Origin of the sequence: Aminobacter sp. Y103A, assembly GCF_030294925.1 — a bacterium.
GTDB classification, from domain to species: Bacteria; Pseudomonadota; Alphaproteobacteria; order Rhizobiales; family Rhizobiaceae; genus Aminobacter; species Aminobacter ciceronei.
On sequence record NZ_AP017986.1, the window covers coordinates 3,578,740 to 3,601,046 of the forward strand.

A 22,307-nucleotide genomic window follows, 5' to 3' on the forward strand; every position below is an offset into this window, starting at 1 on the left:
CCGGCATTTCCCGGCTATTTCAGGAACTGCACCCACTCGTCGAGGGGCGCGCGGTCGGTGCGGAAGGTGCTTTCCGGCTTCGACGTGTCTTCGTGGCCCAGCGCCATGCCGCAGACCACGACCTCTTCCTCGGGAATGCTGAGCACCGGCCGGATCTGGCGGTGATAGGGCGCAAATGCTGCCTGCGGGCAGGTGTGCAGCCCCCGCGCCCGCGCCGCGATCATGATGTTCTGCAGGAACATGCCGTAGTCGATCCACGAGCCCTGGTTGAGCCTGCGGTCGATGGTGAAGATCATGCCGACCGGCGCGTCGAAGAAGACGAAATTGCGGTCGTGCTGGGCGCGCATGCGGTCGACGTCGCGGCGGCCGATGCCGAGCGTGCTGTAGAGCCCGAAGCCGTTGGCGCGGCGGCGGCCGAGATAGGGCTCGAAGAACTGGTCCGGGTAATATTTGTATTCGTCCCAGACGGCCTTTTCGGCACGCACGCCGGAATTCAGGATGGCCTCGCTGATGCCGCGCAACGTCTCGCCCGAGGTCACATAGACCTTCCACGGCTGCATGTTGGTGCCGGAAGGCGCACGTGCGGCAACGTCCAGGATGTCCCTGATGACACTGTCGTCGACCGGCGTCGGCAGGAATGCACGCACCGACCGGCGCGACACGATGGCCTCATCAACGATATCGGTTTCGTCGTAGTGCTGCGGTTTTTGGTCCGGTGCCAGCATCAGCTGTCCCTATGGCATGGCTATTGTCGGATCGCCCCTCACCGCCCGTCCGAAACCGAGCCTTTGCACTCTCTCCCGGAGTCTCGCAAGAGAAACTTGCTGGACTATGAAAATGGGCTTGAATTTTTCACCGCAATGCCATTTCATGAAATTCTTCCTTGAAATTTCACGAGGGCCGCATTTTGAGTTCCACCGTGTCGCTGCGCAAGGAAGGCAACGTCGCCGGCGATGTGCTGGCCAACGACCTGCGCGCGCTGCGCAAGTCGCGCGGGCTGACGCTCGCCGAGATCGCGATCAAGCTGGGCCGCTCGGTCGGTTGGGTGAGCCAGGTCGAGCGAGGATTGTCGACGCCATCGATCGGCGACCTTCGCGCCTTTGCCGAACTGTTCGGCGTGCCGATCAGCCTGTTCTTCGGCCATGAGGCCACCAATGACATCGAGCGCGGCGTCGTTGTCCGCTCCGGACGGCGGCGCTCGCTGGGCAGCAACGAATCCGGGCTGGTCGAGGAGCTCCTGTCACCCGACCTCGGCGGTAGCTTCGAAATGCTGCGCTCGATTTTCGCGCCCGGCGCCGGCATGGCAAAGCCTGTGACGCGCCCCACCGAAGAGGCCGGCTATGTCGTCTCGGGCGGCTTCGACATCGAGATCGACGGCACCTGGCACAGCCTGGGCGAAGGCGACAGCTTCCGCTTCGACCACAAGCCATTCCGGTGGCGCAACCCCGGTTCGGTTCCGGCAGTGGTCATATGGGTCGTATCGCCACCGGTTTACTGATTGCTTTTTTGGGAGGAAAAGATGGCTGAGTTGCCGAGCACGGCCCGCGTGGTGATCATCGGCGGAGGCGCGGTCGGAGTCTCGTCGCTCTATCACCTCGCCAAATCAGGCTGGACCGACTGCGTCTTGCTCGAAAAGAACGAGCTGACCTCCGGCTCGACCTGGCATGCCGCCGGCAACGTGCCCACCTTCTCGTCGTCCTGGTCGCTGATGAACATGCAGCGCTATTCGACCGAGCTTTATCGCAGGCTGGCGACCGAGGTCGACTACCCGATGAACTACCACGTCACCGGCTCGCTCCGCCTCGCCCACAGCAAGGAGCGCATGCAGGAGTTCCAGCGCGCCAAGGGCATGGGCCGCTATCAGGGCATGGATATCGACGTCATTGGCACAGACGAAATCAGGCGCCGCTACCCTTTCATCGAGACGCATGATCTCAAGGGCGCGCTCTACGATCCCAGTGACGGCGACATCGACCCGGCACAGTTGACCCAGGCGCTGGCCAAGGGGGGGCGCGACATGGGCGCAAAGATCATCCGCTTCTGCCCTGTCATTTCGGTCCGCCGCGACAAGGACGAATGGGTCGTTTCGACCGAAAAGGGCGACATCCGCTGCGAAAAGGTGGTGAATGCGGCCGGTTATCGCGCCGCCGAGGTGGGAAAAATGTTCGGCCGCGACGTGCCGATGATGGTGATGAGCCACCAGTACATCCTGTTCGACGAAATCCCCGAACTGGCTGCATGGTCGCGGGAAGCAGGCCAAAAGCTGCCGCTGCTGCGCGACGTCGACACCTCCTATTATCTCCGCCAGGAGAAGAACGGCATGAATCTCGGCCCCTATGAGCGCAACTGCCGCGCCCATTGGGCAACGCCCGACGACCAGATGCCCGCGGATTTTTCCTTCCAGCTCTACCCCGACGATCTAGAGCGGCTGGAATGGTATCTCGATGACGCCGTCCGCCGCGTGCCGATCCTGGGCACCGCCGGCCTGTCCAAGATCATCAACGGCCCGATCCCCTACGCTCCCGACGGCAACCCGCTGATCGGCCCGATGCCCGGCGTGCCAAATGCCTTCGAAGCCTGCGTCTTCACCTTCGGCATCGCCCAGGCCGGTGGCGCCGGCAAGGTGTTGGCCGAGTGGGTTACCAGGGGCGAGACCGAATGGGACATGTGGTCCTGCGACCCACGCCGTTTCACGTCGTTTGCCTCCGCGACCGACTATGCGGTTGCCAAGGGGATGGAGGTCTACGGCCACGAGTACGCCATCCATTTCCCCCGCCACGCCTGGCCCGCGGCGCGTAACCGCAAGCTCTCGCCGATCCACGACCGGATCGCCGCCCTCGGCGCGCAGTTCAACGCCTATAATGGCTGGGAGCGCGCCACCTGGTATGCCCAGCCCGGCGACGACACCTCGGAAGCATCGACCCAGACCTTCGCCCGTTCCGGCCCCTGGGAGAAACGCATCCGCGAGGAATGCCTCGCCGTCCGCGATGCCGCCGGCATCCTCGACCTGCCCGGATTCAGCCGCTTCAATCTCGACGGGCCGGGTGCCGCCGCGTGGCTCGAGACGCAGGTCACCGGTACCGTGCCCAAGGTCGGCCGCATCGGGTTGTGCTATTTCGCCGACGATCACGGCCGCATCGTCAGCGAGATGTCGGTTGTCCGCCATTCCGACGACCTGATGACGCTGATAACCGCAGCGGTTGCCCAGTGGCACGATTTCGAGTGGCTGAAAGCGCACATGCCTGCCGGCGCCACCTTCGAGCTGATAGACCGCACCGAGGAGTATTCGACCCAGATCCTCGCTGGCCCCAACTCCAGGAAAATCCTGGTCGAGGTCTGCGAGGCGGACCTCGCGGCCCCTTGGCTGACGCATCAGGAGACGACCATCGCCGGGCGCTGGGCCAAGCTGGTGCGCGTTTCATTTGCCGGTGAGCTCGGCTGGGAGATCCACACAAAGGTCGCCGACACGGCGACCGTGTTCGACGCTCTCTGGGCCGCCGGCCAGAAGCACGGGCTAAAACCCTTCGGAATGTTCGCGCTCGACGCGCTGCGGTTGGAAAAGGGTTACCGCGCCTGGAAAGGCGATCTTTCGACCGACTACACCATCCTGCAGGGCGGGCTCGGGCGTTTCGTCAAATGGGACAAGGCCGACTTTCGCGGCAAGACGGCGCTGCTCAACGAGAAGCAGCAGGGCACAAAGAAACGTTTCGTCACGCTTGTCATCGACACGCCGGGCGAATGCGACGCGCCCTACATGTCGACGCTCTGGCACAATGGAACAATTGTCGGTGAGACCACGTCAGGAGGATGGGGCCACAGGGTAGACAAATCGATCGCGCTGGGCATGCTGCGAACCGATCTGGCCGTGCCGGGCGTTACCATCGAAGTCGAGATTTTCGGGGAGCGCTTCAGCGCCACGGTCCAAGAGGACAAGCCCTTGTGGGATCCCGAAAACGAAAGGCTACGCTCATAATGTCCCTTCCCCATTCCGGTCGCGCCTTCGGCGCCTTCATGTTCGACATGGACGGCACCATCCTGAGCTCGATCGCCTCGACTGAACGCGTCTGGAGCGCATGGGCAATCAAGCACGGCCTCGACGTCGAGAGCTTCCTGCCGACCATCCATGGCGTTCGGGCCTATGAGACCATCCGCAGGCTGAACCTGCCCGGCGTCGACGTCATGGCAGAAGTCGAGGCTCTGACCCAGGCCGAGTTCGACGACGTCGACGGCATCGCATCGATCCATGGTGCAGCGAACTTCCTCAATGCACTGCCTGTCGAGCGCTGGGCGATCGTGACGTCGGCACCGCGCCGGCTGGCACTGCGCCGGCTGGAGGCCGCGGGCCTGCCTGTCCCGCCGATCATGGTCACCGGCGAGGATGTCGCCAACGGCAAGCCTGCGCCCGACTGCTTCCTGCTCGGTGCTGAGCGGCTCGGCCACAGGCCGGAAGATTGCCTGGTGTTCGAGGATGCGCCGGCAGGCATTCGCGCGGCGGAAGCCGCTGGCGCGCAGGTGCTGGTCATCACCGCCACCCACAACCATGCCGGCGGCACCCCGCATCCTTCGGTTACCGGCTATGGCGCGCTGACGCCCCGGCTCGACGGCACGAGCAGGCTGACACTCGCCCGTCTGGCGGCCTTGCAGGATGCAGGAGCCTGAGATGCCGAAACCATCCGCCCGCATCTCCGGCATCGTCCCATCAGGCAAGGACGGCTGGGAAGTGCATTTCGCCGCCATGACACGCAAGCAGGCCGGCGAAGACATCATCATGCTGTCGGTCGGCGACCACGATTTCGATACGCCGTCGGAGACGGTCGAGGCCTGTGTCGACGCCGTGCGCGCCGGCTACCACCACTACACACAACTGCCCGGCCTGCCGCGCCTGCGTGCTGCCATGGCCAGAATCTCCACGCGCTGCAGCGGCGTCGACACCGCACTTTCCGAAATCATCGCCACACCGGGCGGCCAGGCCGCTCTCTACGCCGCGGTCCAGGCAACGCATGATCCGGGCGACCACGCCGTGGTCGTGGCGCCCTATTACGCCACCTACCCCGGCACCTTCCGCGCCGCCGGCGCCGGCTACACCGTCGTCGAGGCGCACGCATCGGATGGCTTCCAGCCGCGTGCCCAAGAGATCGAGACGGCGCTGAAGCCCAACACGCGCTCGATCCTCATCAATACGCCGAACAACCCGACCGGTGCCGTCTATAGCAGGAAATGCCTGGAGGACATCGCCGAGCTTTGCATCCGACGCGACCTCTGGCTGCTCTCCGACGAGGTCTATTGGACGCTCGGCGGCGGCGAGCATGTGTCGCCCCGGGCCCTTCCCGGCATGGCCGAACGCATGCTCATCATCAACTCGATGTCCAAAAGCCACGGCATGACCGGCTGGCGCATCGGCTGGCTCACCGCCCCAGCCGACCTCGTCTCGCTGGTCATCAACCTCAACCTCGTCACCACCTACGGCCTGACCGACTTCGTCAGCCGCGCGGCGATCGAAGCGCTGGAAAACGATTTCGGCGTTGAATGGATCGCGGCCACCTATGCCGGCCGCCGCAGCCTGTTCGTCGACCAGATGCGTGGACTGAACAACGTCACCGTGCGCGGCTCCGAAGGCGGCATGTATGTCATGCTCGATGTCAGCGCCATCGAACCCGACTGCGAGAAATTCGCCTGGGATCTGCTCGAAGCCGAGAAGGTCGCCGTCATGCCTGGCAAGAGCTTCGGCGACGCCGCCGCAGGTCACATCCGCATCAGTCTGTGCCAGCCCGACGACGTGCTGAGGGAGGCCGCCGGCCGCCTGAGGCGCTTCGCCAACAGCTACGAGAGGTCTGCCGCATGACCGAAATCCCCACCCGTGCCCGCGCCGTCATCATTGGCGGCGGTGTGTCCGGCTGCTCCGTCGCCTATCATCTGGCGAAGCTCGGCTGGACCGATATCGTGCTTCTGGAGCGCAAGCAGCTCACCTCAGGGACGACATGGCACGCGGCGGGGTTGATCGGACAGTTGCGCGCGTCGCAGAACATGACCCGGCTGGCGAAGTATTCGGCCGACCTCTACGTCAGGCTCGAGGAAGAGACCGGCGTCGCCACCGGCATGCGCCAGGTCGGCTCGATCACCGTCGCGCTGACCGAGGAGCGCAAGCACGAGATCTACCGCCAGGCTTCGCTCGCCCGCGCCTTCAATGTCGACGTGCGCGAGATTTCGCCTGGAGAAGTCAAGGAGATGTATCCGCATCTCAATGTCGCCGACGTTGTCGGTGCCGTGCATCTGCCGCTCGACGGCCAGTGCGACCCGGCCAACATCGCGATGGCCTTGGCCAAGGGCGCACGGCAGCGTGGTGCAAGGATCATCGAGAACGTCAAGGTCACGAAGGTCCTTACGAAGAATGGCCGTGTTTCCGGCGTGTCATGGGCGCAAGGCGGCGAACAGGGAACCATCGAGACCGACATCGTCGTCAACTGCGCCGGCATGTGGGCGCGCGAGCTGGGCGCCAAGAACGGTGTCAGCATCCCGCTGCATGCCTGCGAGCATTTCTACCTCGTCACCGAAGCCATTCCCGGCCTCGGCCGCCTGCCGGTGCTGCGCGTGCCCGACGAATGCGCCTACTACAAGGAAGACGCCGGCAAGATGATGCTCGGCGCGTTCGAGCCGGTGGCCAAGCCCTGGGGCATGGACGGCATCCGCGAGGATTTCTGCTTCGACCAGTTGCCCGAGGACATGGATCATTTCGCCCCGATCCTCGAAATGGGCGTCAACCGCATGCCGATGCTGCAAACCGCCGGCATCCACACCTTCTTCAATGGGCCCGAGAGCTTCACCCCCGACGACCGCTATTATCTCGGCGAAGCGCCGGAGCTGGGCGGCTACTGGGTCGCCGCCGGCTACAATTCCATCGGCATCGTCTCATCTGGCGGTGCCGGCATGGCGCTGGCGCAGTGGATCCATGACGGCGAAGCGCCGTTCGACCTCTGGGAGGTCGACATCCGCCGCGCCCAGCCATTCCAGAAGAACCGGCGTTATCTCAAGGAGCGCGTCTCGGAGACGCTGGGCCTGCTTTATGCCGACCATTTCCCCTATCGCCAGATGGCGACATCGCGGAACATCAGGCGCTCGCCCCTGCATGAGCACCTGAAGGCGCGCGGAGCGGTGTTCGGCGAAGTCGCCGGCTGGGAGCGCGCCAACTGGTTTGCGCGCGAAGGCCAGGTGCGCGAATACAGATATTCCTGGAAGCGGCAGAACTGGTTCGACAACCAGCGTGACGAACACCTGGCAGTCCGCAACGGCGTCGGCCTGTTCGACATGACTTCCTTCGGCAAAATCAAGATCGAGGGCCGTGATGCGCTGGCCTATCTGCAGCGCCTCTGCGCCAACGACATGGATGTCGATCCCGGCCGGATCGTCTACACCCAGATGCTCAACCAGCGCGGCGGCATCGAAAGCGACCTGACGGTCACACGGCTTTCACCGACGGTCTTCCTGGCCGTCGTGCCCGGCGCCACGCTTCGCCGCGACCTTGCCTGGCTGCGGAGGCATCTTCGCGACGAATTCGTCGTCATCACCGACGTAACTCCGGCAGGATCGGTGCTCTGCCTGATGGGACCGAATTCGCGGGAGCTGATCGAAAAAGTCAGCCCCAACGATTTCTCCAACGACAATAATCCGTTCGGAACCTGGCAGGAGATCGAGATCGGCATGGGCCTTGGCCGCGCCCATCGCGTCACCTATGTCGGCGAACTCGGTTGGGAGCTCTATATTCCGACCGACCAGGCGGCGCATGTATTCGAGGTCATCGAGGAAGCCGGTGCCGATCTTGGGCTGAAGCTGTGCGGCCTCCACGCGCTCGATTCCTGCCGCATCGAGAAGGCTTTTCGGCATTTCGGCCATGACATCACCGACGAGGATCATGTTCTGGAGGCCGGACTCGGCTTTGCGGTCAAGACCGGCAAGGGCGACTTCATCGGCCGCGACGCGGTGCTGCGCAAGCGCGAGGCGGGTCTTGCCCGCCGGTTGGTCCAGTTCCGGCTGACCGACCCCGAGCCGCTGCTGTTCCACAACGAGGCCATCATCCGCAACGGCAAGATTGTCGGCACGATCACCTCGGGCAATTACGGCCATTGTCTCGGCGGCGCCATCGGGCTCGGTTATGTCCCCTGCGCTAACGAGCCCGAGGCAGACGTGCTCGGTTCGCGCTACGAGATCGAGATCGCCGGCGAACGTTTTGTTGCCGAAGCCTCGCTGAAGCCGATGTACGATCCCAAGGCCGAACGCGTGCGCATGTAGCCGCCCCTTACAAAATCGCCCGCGCTGACATATTCAGACGGAGGGAATTCATGCGGCGAGGCCGGGCAGTGACGAAAAAGCAGCGACGCGTCTGGTGGGGCGACTTCAAGGCGGCCGATTTCGCCGGTCTCGATCCGGAAATGACCATCGCCGTCATCCCTGTCGCGGCCATCGAGCAACACGGCCCGCATCTGCCCGTCTCGACCGACCTTTCGATCATGGAAGGCATGCTGGCCGAGACCTTCGCCCATCTGCCCGACGACCTCGACGCCCGCTTCCTGCCGATCCAGGCAGTCGGCAAGTCCGACGAGCATATGCAGGCACCCGGCACGCTCAGCCTGCCCGCCAATATGCTGGTCGACGCCTGGACCGAACTCGGCGCCTCGATCGCCCGCGCGGGCATCCGCAAGTTCGTGTTCGTCACCTCGCATGGCGGCAATGAGGAGGTGATGGGCATCGTCTCGCGCGAACTGCGGGTGCGCTTCTACGCCCTGTCGGTGCGCTCGAGCTGGGGCCGCTTCGGCACGCCCGACGGCCTCTACCTTCCTCGCGAGATCCAGCTCGGCATTCATGGCGGCGATGTCGAGACTTCGCTGATGCTGCATTTCCGCCCCGAGCTGGTCGAGATGGCAAGGGCCCAGGACTTTGCCTCCAGCTTCGAGCGCACTGAGGCCGAGTTCGACCTGCTGCGCTCACATGGCCCACACGGCTTCTCGTGGATATCAAGCGATCTCAACCCGCATGGCGTGGTCGGCAATGCGCTCGCCGCCACCGCCGAGAAGGGGCGGCTGACGGCCACGCATCAAGCCAAGGGATTCGTTCGCCTGCTGCAGGACATCCGCAAGGCGAAGTTGGCGGAATGGCTGGCGTAGAGATGGTGCGTCCTTCGAGGCTCGCCGATCGAGGATAGCGGCTCAACTGAGTGAAGGGTCGCACGACCGGCCTCATCCTGAGGTGTGGGCCCGAACGGTCAGCGCTGTTGTGCACAGCCCATCGGCGGGCGAGCCCTGAAGGACGCACGACCAGCTAAGCTGAACCCTGGCCGCCTAGACCTCCAGCCCGAATGTCACGCCCTCGAAACAATCGGCGCCACGACCGATGGCGGCGATCGCCGTCACCATGCGCCCGTTGCGTCCCAGAACGTGGTCTGCCACCGCAATCAGCCGCGGATTGGGCGTCGCCGTTGGTGAAAGTCTCCGCAACAGCAGGGCAAGCTCCGTCTCGTCGCGCGACGGATCGAATGCCGCAGCGATAATGTAGGCCGACGCCGTCGACCGGCTTACACCAGCCAAGCAATTGATCGCCAGCGGCCGCGAGCGGTCCCAGGCGCGAGCGAAATCGAGCAATTGCCGCACATGGGCCTCGCCGGGCAGCGTCATGCCGTCCTGCTCGACTGCGATGTCGTGCATGTTCATCAAAAGGTGGTTCTCGGCGCGGATCGACACTGGCCGCGTCATTTCCATTCCGGCCGAAAGCAGTGAGACAAGCCGCTCGGCGCCGATGCGCGCAACTGTCTCGTCGACCTTCGAAAGCGGGCAGACAAAGATCACCGCGCAGCCTCCCTCTTCGCCATTTCCCGGTCCTGCGCCCAGTCACCCAGCGCCACGTCAAGCCGCCGCCACTCGACTTCGTGGCCCGGCAGGCCGCAGCGCAACTGGGTCGGTCGATCAGCGAAACTGCGCACCAGGATACCCTCGCGCCCCAGTGCCTTGAACAGTCCGGCGGCGTCGGAAATGTCAACATGGCGGAACAGCGACGTGCCACCGGTGACGATCACGCCAGCGCGGGCAAAGGCCTGGTCGAGACGATCCGCGGCATGCGCCAGCGTCGTCCGCATCTCACGCTGCCAGTCAGCATCCGACAGTGCCTTGATGCCATATTCGAGCGACGGTACGGCCACCGACCAGGGCCCGAGCTCTTCCTCCAGTCGACCGGCGATATCGGGGTGGGCCAGTGCAAAGCCGAGACGGATGCCGGCCAGCCCGTAGAACTTGCCGAAGGAGCGCAGCACCACGAGGCCACTCTGTTCGACGTCGCCGGCAAGGCTCTGCGCCAGCGGGCCGACGTCCATGAACGCCTCGTCGACGACCAGAAGCCCACCGCGGGCGCGCAGGCTGGCGGCCAGTTCAAGCAGGTCCTTGCGCTGCACGACACGGCCGTCAGGGTTGTTCGGATTGACCACGACGGCGAGGTCGGCGTCGAAAAGCTGCCCGAAATCGCGGGTCTCGGCCACCTGATGACCGGCGATCGCAGCGGCGCGGGCGTGTTCCTGATAGGTCGGCCCGAGCACGAAGGCGCGGCCGGGCCGCACCAGCGAGGCGATGCGCGGCAATAGAATCTGCGTGCCCGGCGCCGGCAACACATGGGCGGCCGAGGGCGCACCGTAAGCAGTGGCGGCAACCGCTGTGAGGTCGCGCGCCCGGCCCGGCTCGGGCAGGCGCGACAAGGCTGTGGCAGGCAGCTCGAAAAGCGGATAGGAGTTTGGATTGATCCCGGTCGACAGGTCGACGAATGGCTCGGGCGCTCCCGGAAACAGCGCCCTCGCCCGTTCCAGGCTGCCGCCGTGGTCCACGGTCCCTGTCCTACGTCCTGCAAGAAGCGTCATGTCTTTTCCGCTCGCCTTCCTGTCGCTTCTGGTTGAACTCGGTCTCGGCTATCCGGACCGGCTTGTGCGCAAGATCGGTCATCCGGTCATCTGGATTGGCAAGCTGATATCCTTTCTCGACATCAGCCTCAACCGAGCCACCGATACCGACGCTCAGCGCCGCATCTGGGGTGTCGCCGCCCTCGTCGTCATCGTCACACTGCCCGCCACAATCGCCTTCGCCCTGGAGCGGCTGTTCGGTTTGCTGCCCCTCGGCATGCTCTTGACCGCCATCGCCGCTTCCAGCCTCGTCGCCCAGCGCAGCCTCGGCAGCCATGTGAAGGCGGTCGCCGACGCGCTCGACAGCGGCGGTATCATTGCCGGTCGCAAGGCCGTGTCGCAGATCGTCGGCCGCGACCCCGAGCGTCTCGACGAAGCAGGCGTCAGCCGTGCCGCAATCGAGAGCCTGGCCGAAAACTTCTCCGACGGCATCACCGCACCTGCCTTCTGGCTCGCCATCTCAGGTTTCGCTGGAGGTGCCGCCTACAAGGCGGCCAACACCGCCGATTCGATGATCGGCCACCGCACCAACCGCCACGAAGCCTTCGGCTGGGCCGCCGCCCGTTTCGACGACCTCATCAACCTGCCGGCCTCGCGCCTGACCGCGCTTGCCATCGTGCTCGCCGCCTCCCTCGTGCCCGGCGCCGACCCGAAGGCCGCCTGGGAGGCCGTCTGGCGCGACGCCCAAAAACATCGTTCACCCAATGCCGGCTGGCCCGAGGCCGCCATGGCCGGCGCGCTCGGCCTCGCCCTTGCCGGCCCTCGCGCCTATGGCGGCGTTTTGGTCGAGGACGCCTTCATGGGCGCGGGCGGCCGCCGGGACGCCAATGCCCGGGATATCCGCGCAGCACTCCGCCTCTACTGGACCGCCGACGCCATCCTGGTCGGCGCCATCGGCCTGATCGGCTTCGCCATCTGGCTCTGACACAGCAGCGCTAGAACTCGATTCCCTTCTGAGCCTTCACGCCGGCCGAGAAGTGATGCTTGGTCGCGCCCATCTCGGTGACAAGGTCGGCAGCCTCGACCAGCGCCGGCTTGGCGTTGCGGCCGGTGACCACGACATGCAGGCCCTCGCGACGGTTCTGCAGCGTCGCGACCACCGCCTCCAGATCGAGATAGTCATAGCGCAGTGCGATATTGAGCTCGTCGAGCACGACAAGCGAAATTGTCGGGTCGGCCAGCAGTTCCTGCGCCTTTGCCCAGGCTGCTTCGGCGGCGGCGATATCGCGCTTGATGTCCTGCGTCTCCCAGGTAAAGCCCTCGCCCATCGTGTGCCAGACGGCGCGGTCACCGAAGGCGGCGAATGCGTCCTGCTCGCCCGAATGCCAGGCGCCCTTGATGAACTGCACGACGCCAACCCGCTGGCCATAACCCAGCATGCGCAGCGCCAGACCGAATGCCGCGGTCGACTTGCCCTTGCCGGGACCCGTGTTGACGATCAGCAGCCCCTTCTCGACGATGGTCTTGCCGGCGACCTCGGCATCCTGAACCGCCTTGCGCTTGGCCATCTTGGCGCGGTGACGTTCGGCTTCCTGCTCGTCGATCGTCTTCATCATTTCACCTTCATCGGCAGGCCGGCGACAAGAAACAGCACCTCTTCGGCCACGGCCGCCACCTTCTGATTGAGCCTGCCGGCATCGTCACGAAAACGGCGGGCCAGTGCATTGTCGGGCACGATGCCGAGCCCAACCTCGTTGGAGACCACGAACCACGGCCCGCGCGGACGCGACAGTGCCTCGACGAGCGCCGCACATTCGGCCTCGACGTCATGATCGGCCAGCAGATGATTGGTAAGCCAAAGCGTCAGGCAGTCGACCAGAACAGGCGCGCCATCGGGCAGGCTGGCGAGCGCGCCTACCAGATCCAGCGGCGCGTCGAGCGTCCGCCAGCCCTCGCCACGGCGTCCCAGATGGATCGAAATGCGCTCACGCATCTCGTCGTCATAAGCCTGCGCCGTGGCAACATAGGTCCACGGCGCAGGAAATTGGGTGATGAGCTGCTCGGCATGCGCGCTCTTACCGGAGCGCGCGCCGCCGAGCAGGAGGGTCAGCTTCTCAGGCAAGGCGGCTGTTCAGCGACGGCGCCGGCTCGCTCATGAAGCGGTTGCGCACGTAGCCCGCCACCGCCCCCAGCACGACCCAGAACACCAGATTGGTGATGGTGACGGCGACGACGAAGCTGTGGTGCAGGTCTGCTGGAATCGGCGACTCGTGGCTTTCCGGTTGCGGTGCACCGACGATGTGCGGCGCAACGATCAGCACCACACCGAGTATCGCCAGCGGCAGCGACTGCTTGAAGGCGATCAGCGCGAGACCCGCCGCGGTGGCGACGACGGTCAGCGTCCACCAGATCTGGCGTGCGCCAAGATCGGCGGCCGGCATCGCCGGCAGCTCCGGCGGCAGGCCAAGACCGGGAGCCAGGGTAAACACGGCAAAGCCGGCAAAGCCCCAGAACACGCCCTGGCGCCAGTTGGCGATGCCACCGGCAAACTCGGAAACGGCGACCAGGATCAGGCCGAAAGCGATGCCGCTGACGATATTGGCGAGCGCCGAATAGGCAAAACGTTCAGCGCCGTCGGCCGGAGCCCAGGCTTCTTCTTCGGCTGGCGCCGCAGTCTGTGCCGCCGTGGTTTCGGCGCCGGCCGCAGGGGCGGTCGCCTCAGTGCCGGCAACTGGTGCCGCGGCGTGCTCATGGCCACCGCCGGCGTTCTCATAGGTCTCCGCCTTGAGGATCAGCGGGACGGTTGCATAGGTCTGGAGTGCGGCAAGGACCACGCCTGCCAATAGCCCGCTGATCGCCGCGATGAACACGACGTTTCTGAAGATGGACATTGTTGGATCGCCTTGGTTAGTGGCAGGGGAAAGCCATCGAGTGGCGATAGTCGTGGGCAGCGTTGTGCACCACGTCCATATGCGAGAACCCGAGGAAGCCAACAACGAAAAGGCCGAGCAGCGCGGCAAGCGCCAGCTGCATGCTACGCGACTGCGAAGAGACGTCGGTGCCGAGAGCAGAAACAGTGTTCATCACAAGTCCTTTCGCCCTCCACCCGAGGGCACAGAGATAAGTGCCTGTCGCCGGCAGGTCTCCTGGCTTGCGGATCGGCACCCTTCCCCGCCTTCCCGAAGCAAGCTTCAGTGGCATTTGAGGAGAGCTAACCGCATACAGTTGCGGGGGCAGCCACGGCTTTGGACCTTCAAATGGCCCTTACCGCATTCCCTCTTGATTCCATAACGGAACCGACGACGCCGCAACTATAGAAACAAATGGCTTGGGCGGCAAACCAAATTCCGACGCCGCCGCGCTCGAAAGCGGCGTTCCGGCGATCATCCGCGGGCCACGATTCGCTCGGCCACCAGATGCTGGAGCCGCCACAGATGCCGATCGTGGATCGCCCGCTGCTCGAGGTTGCTGACCACATTATAGAGATAGTCCGCAGCCGAACCCCAATGGCCGCAGGTCGTCGCCAGTCGCTCCGCCACCGCGTCCTCGCCCAGCGCGCCGGCATAGGCGTGGCCTTTGCGGTTGATGACGAAGGCGAGCGCGGTCAACGGACCTTCATCGGTGGCGAGCTTCAGCCAGCGCGGCTTGTAGGTGGAGGGTTTCAGCGTCATCTCGCGGCGAAACAGCCTGTCCAGCTGCTCGCGGCGGTCGCCGTCCGTCAGCCTGAGCGCCACGCCCTTGCACTGGCCGCCGCGATCCATGCCCATCATCAGTCCAGGCTCAGCCTTTGTGGCGCGCCAGCGGGTCATGTTGATGCAGAACGAACGGTGCCAGCCGCGCGCCAGCGCCACCCTTTCGTCGGTGTGCTCCACCTCGGGTTTCCAGATCAGCGATCCATAGGCAAACAGCCACAACGGTCCATTGCCGGGACGCGCGGCAAGCGTCTCGTCGATCATCACCTCATAGTCGGCGTCGTCGAGATGCATCGCATCGGGGTCGGGGCCCGTGTCAGCGACCTCGCGATGGCAACGCGCCACCAGTTCCTCGGTCAGCGCCATCTTTCGTCCGCTCATGCCCGCCCCATCAATTGCTTAACCCTGTGCACGACAGACAGTTCTGCTCTCTTCCGCCCCGCTTCAACCATGATAGTGCTGCATGGGCGCTGCAACACCCGAAAACGCAGAAGCGAACAATATGACGATGCAACCGGACCCCGACCAGATCAAAGCACCTTCTCGGCGCGTATCGGTCATCGACATCGCCCGCGGCGTAGCCCTGATCGCCATGGCGATCTACCACTTCGCCTGGGACCTCGAATTCTTCGGTTATGCCGATCCGGGCATGACCGCCTATGGCAACTGGAAGCTGTTCGCGCGCTGCATCGCCTCGAGCTTCCTGTTCCTCGTCGGCGTCAGCCTGGTGCTGGCACATGCCAAGGGCATCCGCTGGCCCGGCTATTTCAGGCGGCTCGCCATGGTGACAGCGGCGGCACTAGCGATCACCGTCGCCACCTGGTTCGCCACGCCCGACACCTTCATCTTCTTCGGCATCCTGCATCATATCGCGCTCGCCAGCGTGCTTGGCCTCGCCTTCCTGCGCGTCCCGCCGGTGCTGACGCTGATCGCCGCTGCTCTGGTGATCGTAGCACCCCACTATCTGCGCTCGGAGGCGTTCAATCACCCGGCCCTGGTCTGGATCGGCCTTTCCACCGCCAACCCGCGCTCCAACGATTTCGTCCCGCTGTTCCCCTTCTTCGGCGCAGTGCTGGCTGGCATCGGCGTCGCCGGACTGGCGCTCAGGGCAGGCCTGATCGAAAGGATGGCGCGACTTCAGCCCGGCGCCTGGTCGCGCCCCCTCTCCTTCTTTGGTCGCCACAGCCTTGCCTTCTACCTCATTCACCAGCCGGTGATGATCTCGCTGGTCTGGCTCTTCGCCCAGCTCTTCCCGGCCCCGGTCGAAACCCGCGAGGTCACTTTCCTGAAATCCTGCCAGCTTTCCTGCGAGCAGAGCCGCGACACCGATTTCTGCTCGCGCTACTGTGTCTGCATGCTCGACGAGTTGCAGAAGGATGATTCGTTCGATCGGCTCTATGCCTCCGACCAGAGCCCGAAGTTGAAGGCCCATGTCGGGCAGACCGCCGCCATGTGCACGACAAGCACCGAAAATCAGACGATACCAGGAGGAGCGCAGTGACCAATCCCAACGCCGCCCCCAGCAAGGTGCCATGGCCGCCGATCCTCTACCTCGCAGCAATCGTGGTGGCGGCGGTGCTCGGACTGCTCTATCCCTTGCCGTGGATCACCGAACCGCTGTCGGACTTGCTTTTTGCCGCCGGCTGGCTGGCGGTTGCCGGCGTTGTTGCGATCTATTATTCGGCCATGCAGACGCTGAAGCGGGCCAAGACCACCATCCGCCCCGACAGGCCGTCCGAGCATCTGGTCACGTCGGGCGCCTTCTCCTTCACCCGCAACCCGATCTATTTCGCCAACACGCTGCTGATGATCGCCATCGGGCTGATCACCGCAAATGTCTGGTTCCTGGCGCTGGCCCTCATTGCCGCCTTTGCCACGCAAAAGCTCGCCATCGTACCGGAGGAAAAGCACCTGCAGGCACGTTTCGGCAAGAAATACATCGATTACGCGAAGAAGGTCCGGCGCTGGATCTAACCGGCGACGGCGGTCGCTTGCCTTCGGAGAAAACTGCTCGTCCCATAGACGGCGACGATCGCCAGCGCGAACACCAGCCATAAGATCAAGCCGATCCATTGATGCTGGGCCGCATCGCCGCCTTCAAACACGCGGCCGAGATAGCGGACGCTGTTCTGGTGAGATGCATGCATCAGGATCGCCGGCAGCACGCTTCCGGCCGAGTTCTGGTACAGCCACGTGAACACCACCGCTGCCGCCATGACATTGAGCGCGCTGGAAATGCTGTAGTCGTTCAGCAGCACCAGCGGCAGGTGCCAGGCCGCCCAGATCAGCCCGAGCACCAGACTGGCATTCAGCGCTCCGCGCTCGCCGAGAAGCAAGGGCAGTGCAAAGCCCCGCCATCCCGGCTCCTCGCCAAGCGGACCGCTGAAAACCATGAGCAACGCGACCATGACGGCGATTTCCGTGACGGCCGGCACATTCGCCCAGTCTGGCGGGGCCGAGCCGAACATCGGATTGAGCCAGATAGCAAGCAGTTGCACGTGAATGCCAGCAGCACGAAGCTCACGACCGGCCAGTCGCGAACCGTCCTGACGAGCATGGACATTGGAGCTACTCCCGAGGGGTAGTTGACCATACCACAATGCCGTAGGCGAGTCCGGGCTGCCGCCCGCAGAGCGTGACCGGATCGGGCGTCAGGTGTTGACGCCGAGTTCGACCAGCCGCTCGACGCAGGATTCCTCGGCCTGGTCGAGCTCGGCCAGCGTCTCCTCGAGGTCGCGGCGCTTCTGGCGCAGGTCCTCGCGCTTCTCCTCGATGCGCTTGATCATCAGCTTGAGTTGACCGACTTCGCCGGGCGGCTCGCGATACATCTGGATGATCTCGCGGATCTCGTTGATCGAGAAGCCGAGCCTTTTGCCGCGCATGATCTGGCGAATGAGATGCCGATCGGATGGTCTGAACAGGCGGGTGCGGCCACGGCGGACGGGCTGGACCAGCCCCTCGTCCTCGTAGAAGCGCAGCGTGCGCGTCGAAATGTCGAATTCCCGGGTCAGTTCGGTAATCGAGTAATATTCCCGCATCGTCTCTCCACCCGGCGGACGCTATCGCCCCGCCTCAAATTCATGCCGGGCACTAGCCGAGGCGATCATGCCGCGCGACTGATCCGCGCAAGCCGAGGAACCGTCACCGATCCCTTGCGGAGTCTGGCACGCGATTTACGTAAAAGTCAATCGAGCACAACTATCCCGGAGCGGCTCCGAGATGCAGCCACCAGGTGGCGAGACTGAGGAAGGCCAGGAAGCCGATGACGTCAGTGATCATCGTCGTGAAGATCGATGACGAGATCGCCGGATCGGCGCCGAATTTGTCGAGCAGCAACGGAATGAGGATTCCGCCAAGTGCCGCCGCCAGCATGTTGAGGATCATCGCCGCAGCAATGACAAAGCCGAGGTCCGGATTGTGGAACCACAGGCCGGCAACGAGGCCGAGGATGGTCGCGATGACCGCGCCGTTGAGCAGACCGACCATCACCTCGCGGCGAATGACGCGGCCGGCATTGTAGATGTCGAGGTCGCGGGTCGCGAGTGCGCGCACCGTCACCGTCATCGTCTGCGTTCCGGCATTGCCGCCGAGCGAGGCGACGATTGGCATTAGCGCCGCCAGTGCCACCATTTCCTCGATCGTCGCGCCGAACTGGCTGATGACGGATGCCGAGATGAAAGCGGTGCCGAGATTGACCAGCAGCCAGGGCACGCGCGAACGCGACGTCGCCGCCACCGTGTCGGACAGCTCTTCGTCGCCGACACCGCCCATGCGCAGCAGATCTTCCTCGGCCTCCTGCTGGATGACGTCGACGACATCGTCGATGGTCAGCACGCCGACAAGACGCTCGTTCTCGTCGACGACGGCAGCGGAAAGCAGATCGTATTGCTCGAATTCGCGCGCCGCCTCTTCCTGATCCATCGTTGCAGGAATGGCATGGCGCGTCTCGTGCATCACCTCTTCGATCTTGACTGCGCGCTTGGTGCGCAGGATCTGGTCGAGGTCGACAGCGCCGAGCAGCTTGAAGGTCGGGTCGATGACGAAGACCTGGCTGAAGCGGTCAGGCAGATCCTTGTCGTCGCGCAGATAGTCGATCGTCTGGCCTATGCTCCAGAAAGGCGGCACGGCGACGAACTCGGTCTGCATGCGCCGGCCGGCCGATTCCTCGGGATAGTCGAGCGAACGGCGCAGCCGGATGCGTTCGGTGAACGGCAGCTGCGCCAGGATCTCGTCCTGGTCCTCGGTGTCGAGATCCTCGAGAATGTAGACCGCGTCGTCGGAATCGAGTTCCTGGACGGCCTGGGCGATCTGCTCGTTGGGCAGGTTGTCGACGATGTCGAGGCGGATCGCATCGTCGACCTCGGTCAGCGCCGAGAAGTCGAAGTCCGAGCCCATCAGTTCGACAAGCGCCAGCCGCTGTTCCGGCAGCAGCGCCTCCAGCAGGTCGCCAAGTTCGGACTGGTGCAGGACGGAGACGTCGCGCTTCAGCGTCAGCGTATCGCGATCGGCAATCGCCGCCCCGATATGGGCCAGGAACGGCGCGAGAATCACCCCGTCATCGCCATAGATTTCGGCGCGGACAGCGTCAGCGGCGTCGGCGCCGTGGCTATGGTCGTGTCGGGCTTCCATCGGCGCTTCCCGCTTGCGGATTTCGGGATTCGAGGTGGGTTATCCCTAGCCCGCAAAGGGCCGGAATATCAAATGAAATACGGCCCGGACGCAGCACTTCGAACAGGCGGCGCGCGCCTGTCTCAATCAGGCCACATGATCGGCGGCGCAGTGGCCGTGATCGGCCAGAACCTCGATGATGCGGCAGTCGCAGATACGGCCATGGCCGCACTCGTCGATCATGCGGGCGAGCTCGCCGCGCAGCCGCCTGAGCTTCTCGATGCGACGGTCGACCTCAAGCAGATGCGACTGGGCGATGCTGTCGGCCTGATGACAGGAGGCCTGCGGCTCCTGTGACATGGCAAGCAGTTCGCGGATGTGATCGACTTCGAAGCCGAGTTCTCGGGCGTGGCGGATGAAATTCAGCCGGTCGATCTCGGTCTTGCCATAGCGGCGCTGGTTGCCCTCGGTGCGCGGCGGCGCGGCGATCAGCCCAATCTGTTCGTAGAAGCGGATCGTCGGCACTTTGACACCGGTTCGCCGCGCCAATTCGCCAATCGGCAGATTCATCGAAAAATCCTCTTGATCCTCTAGTGGCTAGAGATTCTAGCATCGCTTCATATAGGATTGAAAGGACCTGAAATGAACGACGCCAGCCACGGCAAGACACGCTTCCGCGTCGGCGGCATGGATTGCGCCTCTTGCGCGACCAAGATCGTAAACGCGGTCAGCCGCCTGCCCGGCATCACCGAGGTCGGCATTTCGGTGTCGGCCGGCACCATGATCGTCACCCATCAGGGCCCCGCCCCCTCCGCCGCCATCTCGAAACAGGTGAAGGCGCTTGGCTACTCGGTTGCCGAAGTGGGCGCAGCCAGGACCGCGGCACCGACGGCTCATGTCCATGAGCACGGCCCGAACTGCAGCCACGACCACGTCGGCCATGACCATGCAGGTCACGACCATTCCGGCCACGATCATGGCGACCATTCCGGACACGACCATGGCGCGGCGGCGGCAAATGTTGCCGGGGCCGGCCACGATCATTTCGACCTCGACGACGGCCCGTGGTGGAAATCGCGCAAGGCCAAGCTCACCATCACCTGCGGTGCAGCACTTGTCGCCGCCTACGCCATCGGCCAGCTCTTGCCGCAAATCGGGCATTGGGCTTTTCTGGCAGCACTTGCGGTCGGCCTGGTGCCGGTCGCCCGCCGTGCTTATGCCGGTGCCATATCGGGCACGCCGTTCTCCATCGAGACCTTGATGACCATCGCCGCCGTCGGCGCGGTGTTCATCGGCGCGACCGAAGAAGCAACGATGGTCGTCCTGCTGTTTCTCATCGGCGAATTGCTCGAAGGCGTCGCCGCCCGCCGCGCACGCGCCAGCATTCGCGGCCTGGCCGACCTCGTCCCCAAGACCGCACTCGTCGAGGAAGGTGGCACGACGCGGGGAGTTGCGGCCGACACGCTTCAGGTCGGCGCGATCATGCTGGTCCGGCCGGGCGACCGCGTTGCCGCCGACGGCACAATCGTCGAAGGATCGAGCACGCTCGACGAAGCCCCGGTCACCGGGGAGAGCGTGCCCAAATCGAAGACCGCAGGCGACGACGTCTTCGCCGGCACGATCAACACCGATGCGGTGCTGAAAGTCCGTGTCACCGCGGCCGCCGCCGACAACACCATTGCCCGCGTCATCAAACTGGTCGAGGAAGCGCAGGAGAGCAAGGCGCCGACCGAGCGCTTCATCGACAGCTTCTCGCGCTATTACACCCCTGCCGTCCTCGTCGTCGGCGCGCTGGTCGCCATCCTGCCGCCTTTGGTTGCCGGCGGCGACTGGTCGGAGTGGATCTACAAGGGCCTCGCCATCCTGCTGATCGGCTGTCCCTGCGCGCTGGTCATCTCGACGCCTGCCGCGATCGCCGCCGGCCTGTCTGCCGGCGCCCGCCGCGGCCTGCTGCTCAAGGGCGGCGCCGTGCTCGAAGGCATGCGCCGCGTCACCACGGTCGCGCTCGACAAGACAGGCACGCTGACCGAAGGCAAGCCGAAAGTCACCGACATCATCGGCATCAGCCTCTCCGAGGCCAATGTCCTGTCGCGCGCCGCCGCATTGGAAACAGGCTCCAGCCATCCACTGGCGCTGGCCATCCTCGGGCGCGCCAAGGCCGATGGCGTGCCAATACCACCGGCCAATGCCGCCAAGGCCATCGCCGGCAAGGGCGTGACAGCCAGGGTCGGCGGCGAGGAGGTTTTCCTCGCCTCACCTGGTGCTGCCGAAGAAATGGCCGGGCTGTCAGCCGAACAAAAGGCGCGGATCGCTGCCTTCAATGCCGACGGCAAAACAGTCTCGGTGCTGCTCGTCGACGGCAGGGTCGCGGGCATTCTCGCCATGCGCGACGAGCCGCGCGCCGATGCCATCGCCGCTCTCGCCCGGCTCAAGGACGATGGCATCGCCACAGTCATGCTGACCGGCGACAACGAGGCCACTGCCAAAGCCATCGGCAAGGGACTCGGCATCAACGTCCGCGCCGGGTTGATGCCAGACGACAAGCAGCGCATCGTGCGCGAACTGCAGAAGCAGGGCCAGGTCGTCGCCAAGGTCGGTGACGGCATCAACGACGCCCCTGCTCTGGCCGCGGCCGACTTCGGCGTCGCCATGGGCGGGGGCACAGATGTCGCGCTCGAAACGGCCGACGCCGCGATCCTGCATGGCCGCGTCAGCGACATCCCCGACATGATCGCACTGTCCAGGACAGTGATGGGCAACATCGCCCAGAACATCACCATCGCGCTCGGCCTCAAGGCGGTCTTCCTGGTGACGACAATCATGGGCATCACCGGCCTGTGGCCGGCGATCCTGGCCGACACAGGCGCGACCGTGCTGGTCACCGCAAACGCAATGCGCCTGCTCGCCTGGCGCGGGCGCTGACGAAAGCCGGCTCTGCTAGGTCTCAAGCGCGCAGAGCCGCCCCGGCACACTGCTTCAGCTCGCGAGCTTGCCCGGCTCCACCATCCCTGGGCATCGCCGCCTGGCCGGCGGCGATGCGGCGCACGTCACCGCCGACGCCACGCCCTGTTCGCATGGCGTCGGCCCTTAAGACAGACACCACGACTTGAGCGCGACGGAATGTGTGTTATCGTCCCTGC

The 22,307-nt window shown here is 64.7% G+C and carries 22 protein-coding genes and 1 riboswitch; of the genes, 10 read left to right on the top strand and 12 right to left on the bottom strand.

Annotated features, from left to right (window positions below; all coding sequences use genetic code 11):
- Positions 1–14 precede the first annotated feature (14 nt).
- Complete coding sequence (locus Amn_RS17600; protein WP_067960837.1) at positions 15–725, bottom strand: nitroreductase; 711 nt, start codon at positions 723–725, stop codon at positions 15–17.
- Positions 726–955: 230 nt separating this feature from the next.
- On the opposite strand from Amn_RS17600, the gene Amn_RS17605 reads away from it, so the two are divergent.
- The 6 genes from Amn_RS17605 (at position 956) to Amn_RS17630 (ending at position 9,155) form a co-directional block, all read left to right on the top strand.
- Entirely contained in the window at positions 956–1,498 is a 543-nt protein-coding gene (locus Amn_RS17605) for a helix-turn-helix domain-containing protein (protein WP_067966366.1), read from the top strand.
- A gap of 21 nt (positions 1,499–1,519) precedes the next feature.
- The gene (locus Amn_RS17610) at positions 1,520–3,973 is read left to right on the top strand and encodes a GcvT family protein (RefSeq protein ID WP_286290814.1); all 2,454 of its coding nucleotides are present in this window, start codon (positions 1,520–1,522) and stop codon (positions 3,971–3,973) included.
- Positions 3,970–4,659: an HAD-IA family hydrolase gene (locus tag Amn_RS17615; RefSeq protein ID WP_371746563.1), complete on the top strand. Its 690-nt coding sequence runs from the start codon at positions 3,970–3,972 to the stop codon at positions 4,657–4,659. The genes Amn_RS17610 and Amn_RS17615 overlap by 4 nt, the downstream gene beginning before the upstream one ends.
- A gap of 1 nt (position 4,660) precedes the next feature.
- Positions 4,661–5,842 (top strand): pyridoxal phosphate-dependent aminotransferase, encoded by a 1,182-nt coding sequence (locus Amn_RS17620; RefSeq protein ID WP_286290818.1) that lies wholly within the window; start codon positions 4,661–4,663, stop codon positions 5,840–5,842.
- Positions 5,839–8,283, top strand: coding sequence for a GcvT family protein (locus Amn_RS17625; RefSeq protein ID WP_286290819.1), 2,445 nt, complete (start codon positions 5,839–5,841; stop codon positions 8,281–8,283). Before Amn_RS17620 ends, Amn_RS17625 begins: the two co-directional genes overlap by 4 nt.
- Positions 8,284–8,351: 68 nt before the next feature.
- Positions 8,352–9,155 (top strand): creatininase family protein, encoded by an 804-nt coding sequence (locus Amn_RS17630; protein ID WP_286290820.1) that lies wholly within the window; start codon positions 8,352–8,354, stop codon positions 9,153–9,155.
- A 174-nt stretch (positions 9,156–9,329) separates the two neighbouring features.
- Here Amn_RS17630 and Amn_RS17635 read toward each other — a convergent pair whose 3' ends face one another.
- Together Amn_RS17635 and cobD are read right to left on the bottom strand one after the other, a co-directional pair.
- Positions 9,330–9,833 (bottom strand): tyrosine phosphatase family protein, encoded by a 504-nt coding sequence (locus tag Amn_RS17635; RefSeq protein ID WP_286290821.1) that lies wholly within the window; start codon positions 9,831–9,833, stop codon positions 9,330–9,332.
- Positions 9,830–10,888, bottom strand: coding sequence for a threonine-phosphate decarboxylase CobD (cobD, locus tag Amn_RS17640; protein WP_502874727.1), 1,059 nt, complete (start codon positions 10,886–10,888; stop codon positions 9,830–9,832). Before cobD ends, Amn_RS17635 begins: the two co-directional genes overlap by 4 nt.
- Here cobD and cbiB point away from each other — a divergent pair.
- Positions 10,887–11,852 carry an adenosylcobinamide-phosphate synthase CbiB gene (cbiB, locus tag Amn_RS17645; protein ID WP_182573469.1) on the top strand — a complete coding sequence of 322 codons (966 nt, stop codon included), beginning with the start codon at positions 10,887–10,889 and terminating at the stop codon, positions 11,850–11,852. The genes cobD and cbiB overlap by 2 nt on opposite strands.
- Positions 11,853–11,862: 10 nt before the next feature.
- Here the strand turns inward: cbiB and cobO are convergent, their stop codons facing one another.
- From cobO to Amn_RS17670, 5 genes are all read right to left on the bottom strand, one after another.
- Positions 11,863–12,480: a cob(I)yrinic acid a,c-diamide adenosyltransferase gene (gene cobO / locus Amn_RS17650; protein ID WP_067960818.1), complete on the bottom strand. Its 618-nt coding sequence runs from the start codon at positions 12,478–12,480 to the stop codon at positions 11,863–11,865.
- On the bottom strand, positions 12,480–12,989 hold the full coding sequence (gene cobU, locus Amn_RS17655) for a bifunctional adenosylcobinamide kinase/adenosylcobinamide-phosphate guanylyltransferase (RefSeq protein WP_286290824.1): 510 nt from the start codon (positions 12,987–12,989) through the stop codon (positions 12,480–12,482). Before cobU ends, cobO begins: the two co-directional genes overlap by 1 nt.
- Positions 12,982–13,758, bottom strand: a complete 777-nt coding sequence (locus Amn_RS17660) for a CbtA family protein (RefSeq protein ID WP_154383901.1) — start codon at positions 13,756–13,758, stop codon at positions 12,982–12,984. Before Amn_RS17660 ends, cobU begins: the two co-directional genes overlap by 8 nt.
- 16 nt (positions 13,759–13,774) lie before the next feature.
- Positions 13,775–13,951, bottom strand: coding sequence for a CbtB domain-containing protein (locus Amn_RS17665; protein WP_067960811.1), 177 nt, complete (start codon positions 13,949–13,951; stop codon positions 13,775–13,777).
- A 35-nt stretch (positions 13,952–13,986) separates the two neighbouring features.
- Positions 13,987–14,183, bottom strand: a riboswitch (cobalamin riboswitch).
- 67 nt (positions 14,184–14,250) lie between these two features.
- Entirely contained in the window at positions 14,251–14,940 is a 690-nt protein-coding gene (locus tag Amn_RS17670; RefSeq protein WP_263006701.1) for a gamma-glutamylcyclotransferase, read from the bottom strand.
- Positions 14,941–15,061: 121 nt separating this feature from the next.
- Here Amn_RS17670 and Amn_RS17675 point away from each other — a divergent pair, with 121 nt between their 5' ends.
- Together Amn_RS17675 and Amn_RS17680 are read left to right on the top strand one after the other, a co-directional pair.
- On the top strand, positions 15,062–16,060 hold the full coding sequence (locus tag Amn_RS17675; protein WP_286290827.1) for an acetyltransferase domain-containing protein: 999 nt from the start codon (positions 15,062–15,064) through the stop codon (positions 16,058–16,060).
- Positions 16,057–16,533, top strand: coding sequence for a methyltransferase family protein (locus Amn_RS17680; protein ID WP_067960808.1), 477 nt, complete (start codon positions 16,057–16,059; stop codon positions 16,531–16,533). The genes Amn_RS17675 and Amn_RS17680 overlap by 4 nt, the downstream gene beginning before the upstream one ends.
- On the opposite strand, the gene Amn_RS17685 is transcribed toward Amn_RS17680, so the two are convergent.
- From Amn_RS17685 to Amn_RS17700, 4 genes are all read right to left on the bottom strand, one after another.
- Complete coding sequence (locus Amn_RS17685; RefSeq protein WP_286290828.1) at positions 16,530–17,027, bottom strand: CPBP family intramembrane glutamic endopeptidase; 498 nt, start codon at positions 17,025–17,027, stop codon at positions 16,530–16,532. The two genes, Amn_RS17680 and Amn_RS17685, sit on opposite strands and share 4 nt — an antisense overlap.
- A gap of 183 nt (positions 17,028–17,210) precedes the next feature.
- Positions 17,211–17,597 (bottom strand): MerR family transcriptional regulator, encoded by a 387-nt coding sequence (locus tag Amn_RS17690; RefSeq protein ID WP_055969316.1) that lies wholly within the window; start codon positions 17,595–17,597, stop codon positions 17,211–17,213.
- A 160-nt stretch (positions 17,598–17,757) separates the two neighbouring features.
- Positions 17,758–19,188, bottom strand: a complete 1,431-nt coding sequence (gene mgtE, locus Amn_RS17695) for a magnesium transporter (protein WP_067960804.1) — start codon at positions 19,186–19,188, stop codon at positions 17,758–17,760.
- A 126-nt stretch (positions 19,189–19,314) separates the two neighbouring features.
- Complete coding sequence (locus Amn_RS17700) at positions 19,315–19,737, bottom strand: MerR family transcriptional regulator (protein ID WP_067960801.1); 423 nt, start codon at positions 19,735–19,737, stop codon at positions 19,315–19,317.
- A 72-nt stretch (positions 19,738–19,809) separates the two neighbouring features.
- Here Amn_RS17700 and Amn_RS17705 point away from each other — a divergent pair, with 72 nt between their 5' ends.
- Positions 19,810–22,089, top strand: a complete 2,280-nt coding sequence (locus Amn_RS17705) for a heavy metal translocating P-type ATPase (RefSeq protein ID WP_067960799.1) — start codon at positions 19,810–19,812, stop codon at positions 22,087–22,089.
- The last annotated feature ends 218 nt before the right edge of the window (positions 22,090–22,307 follow it).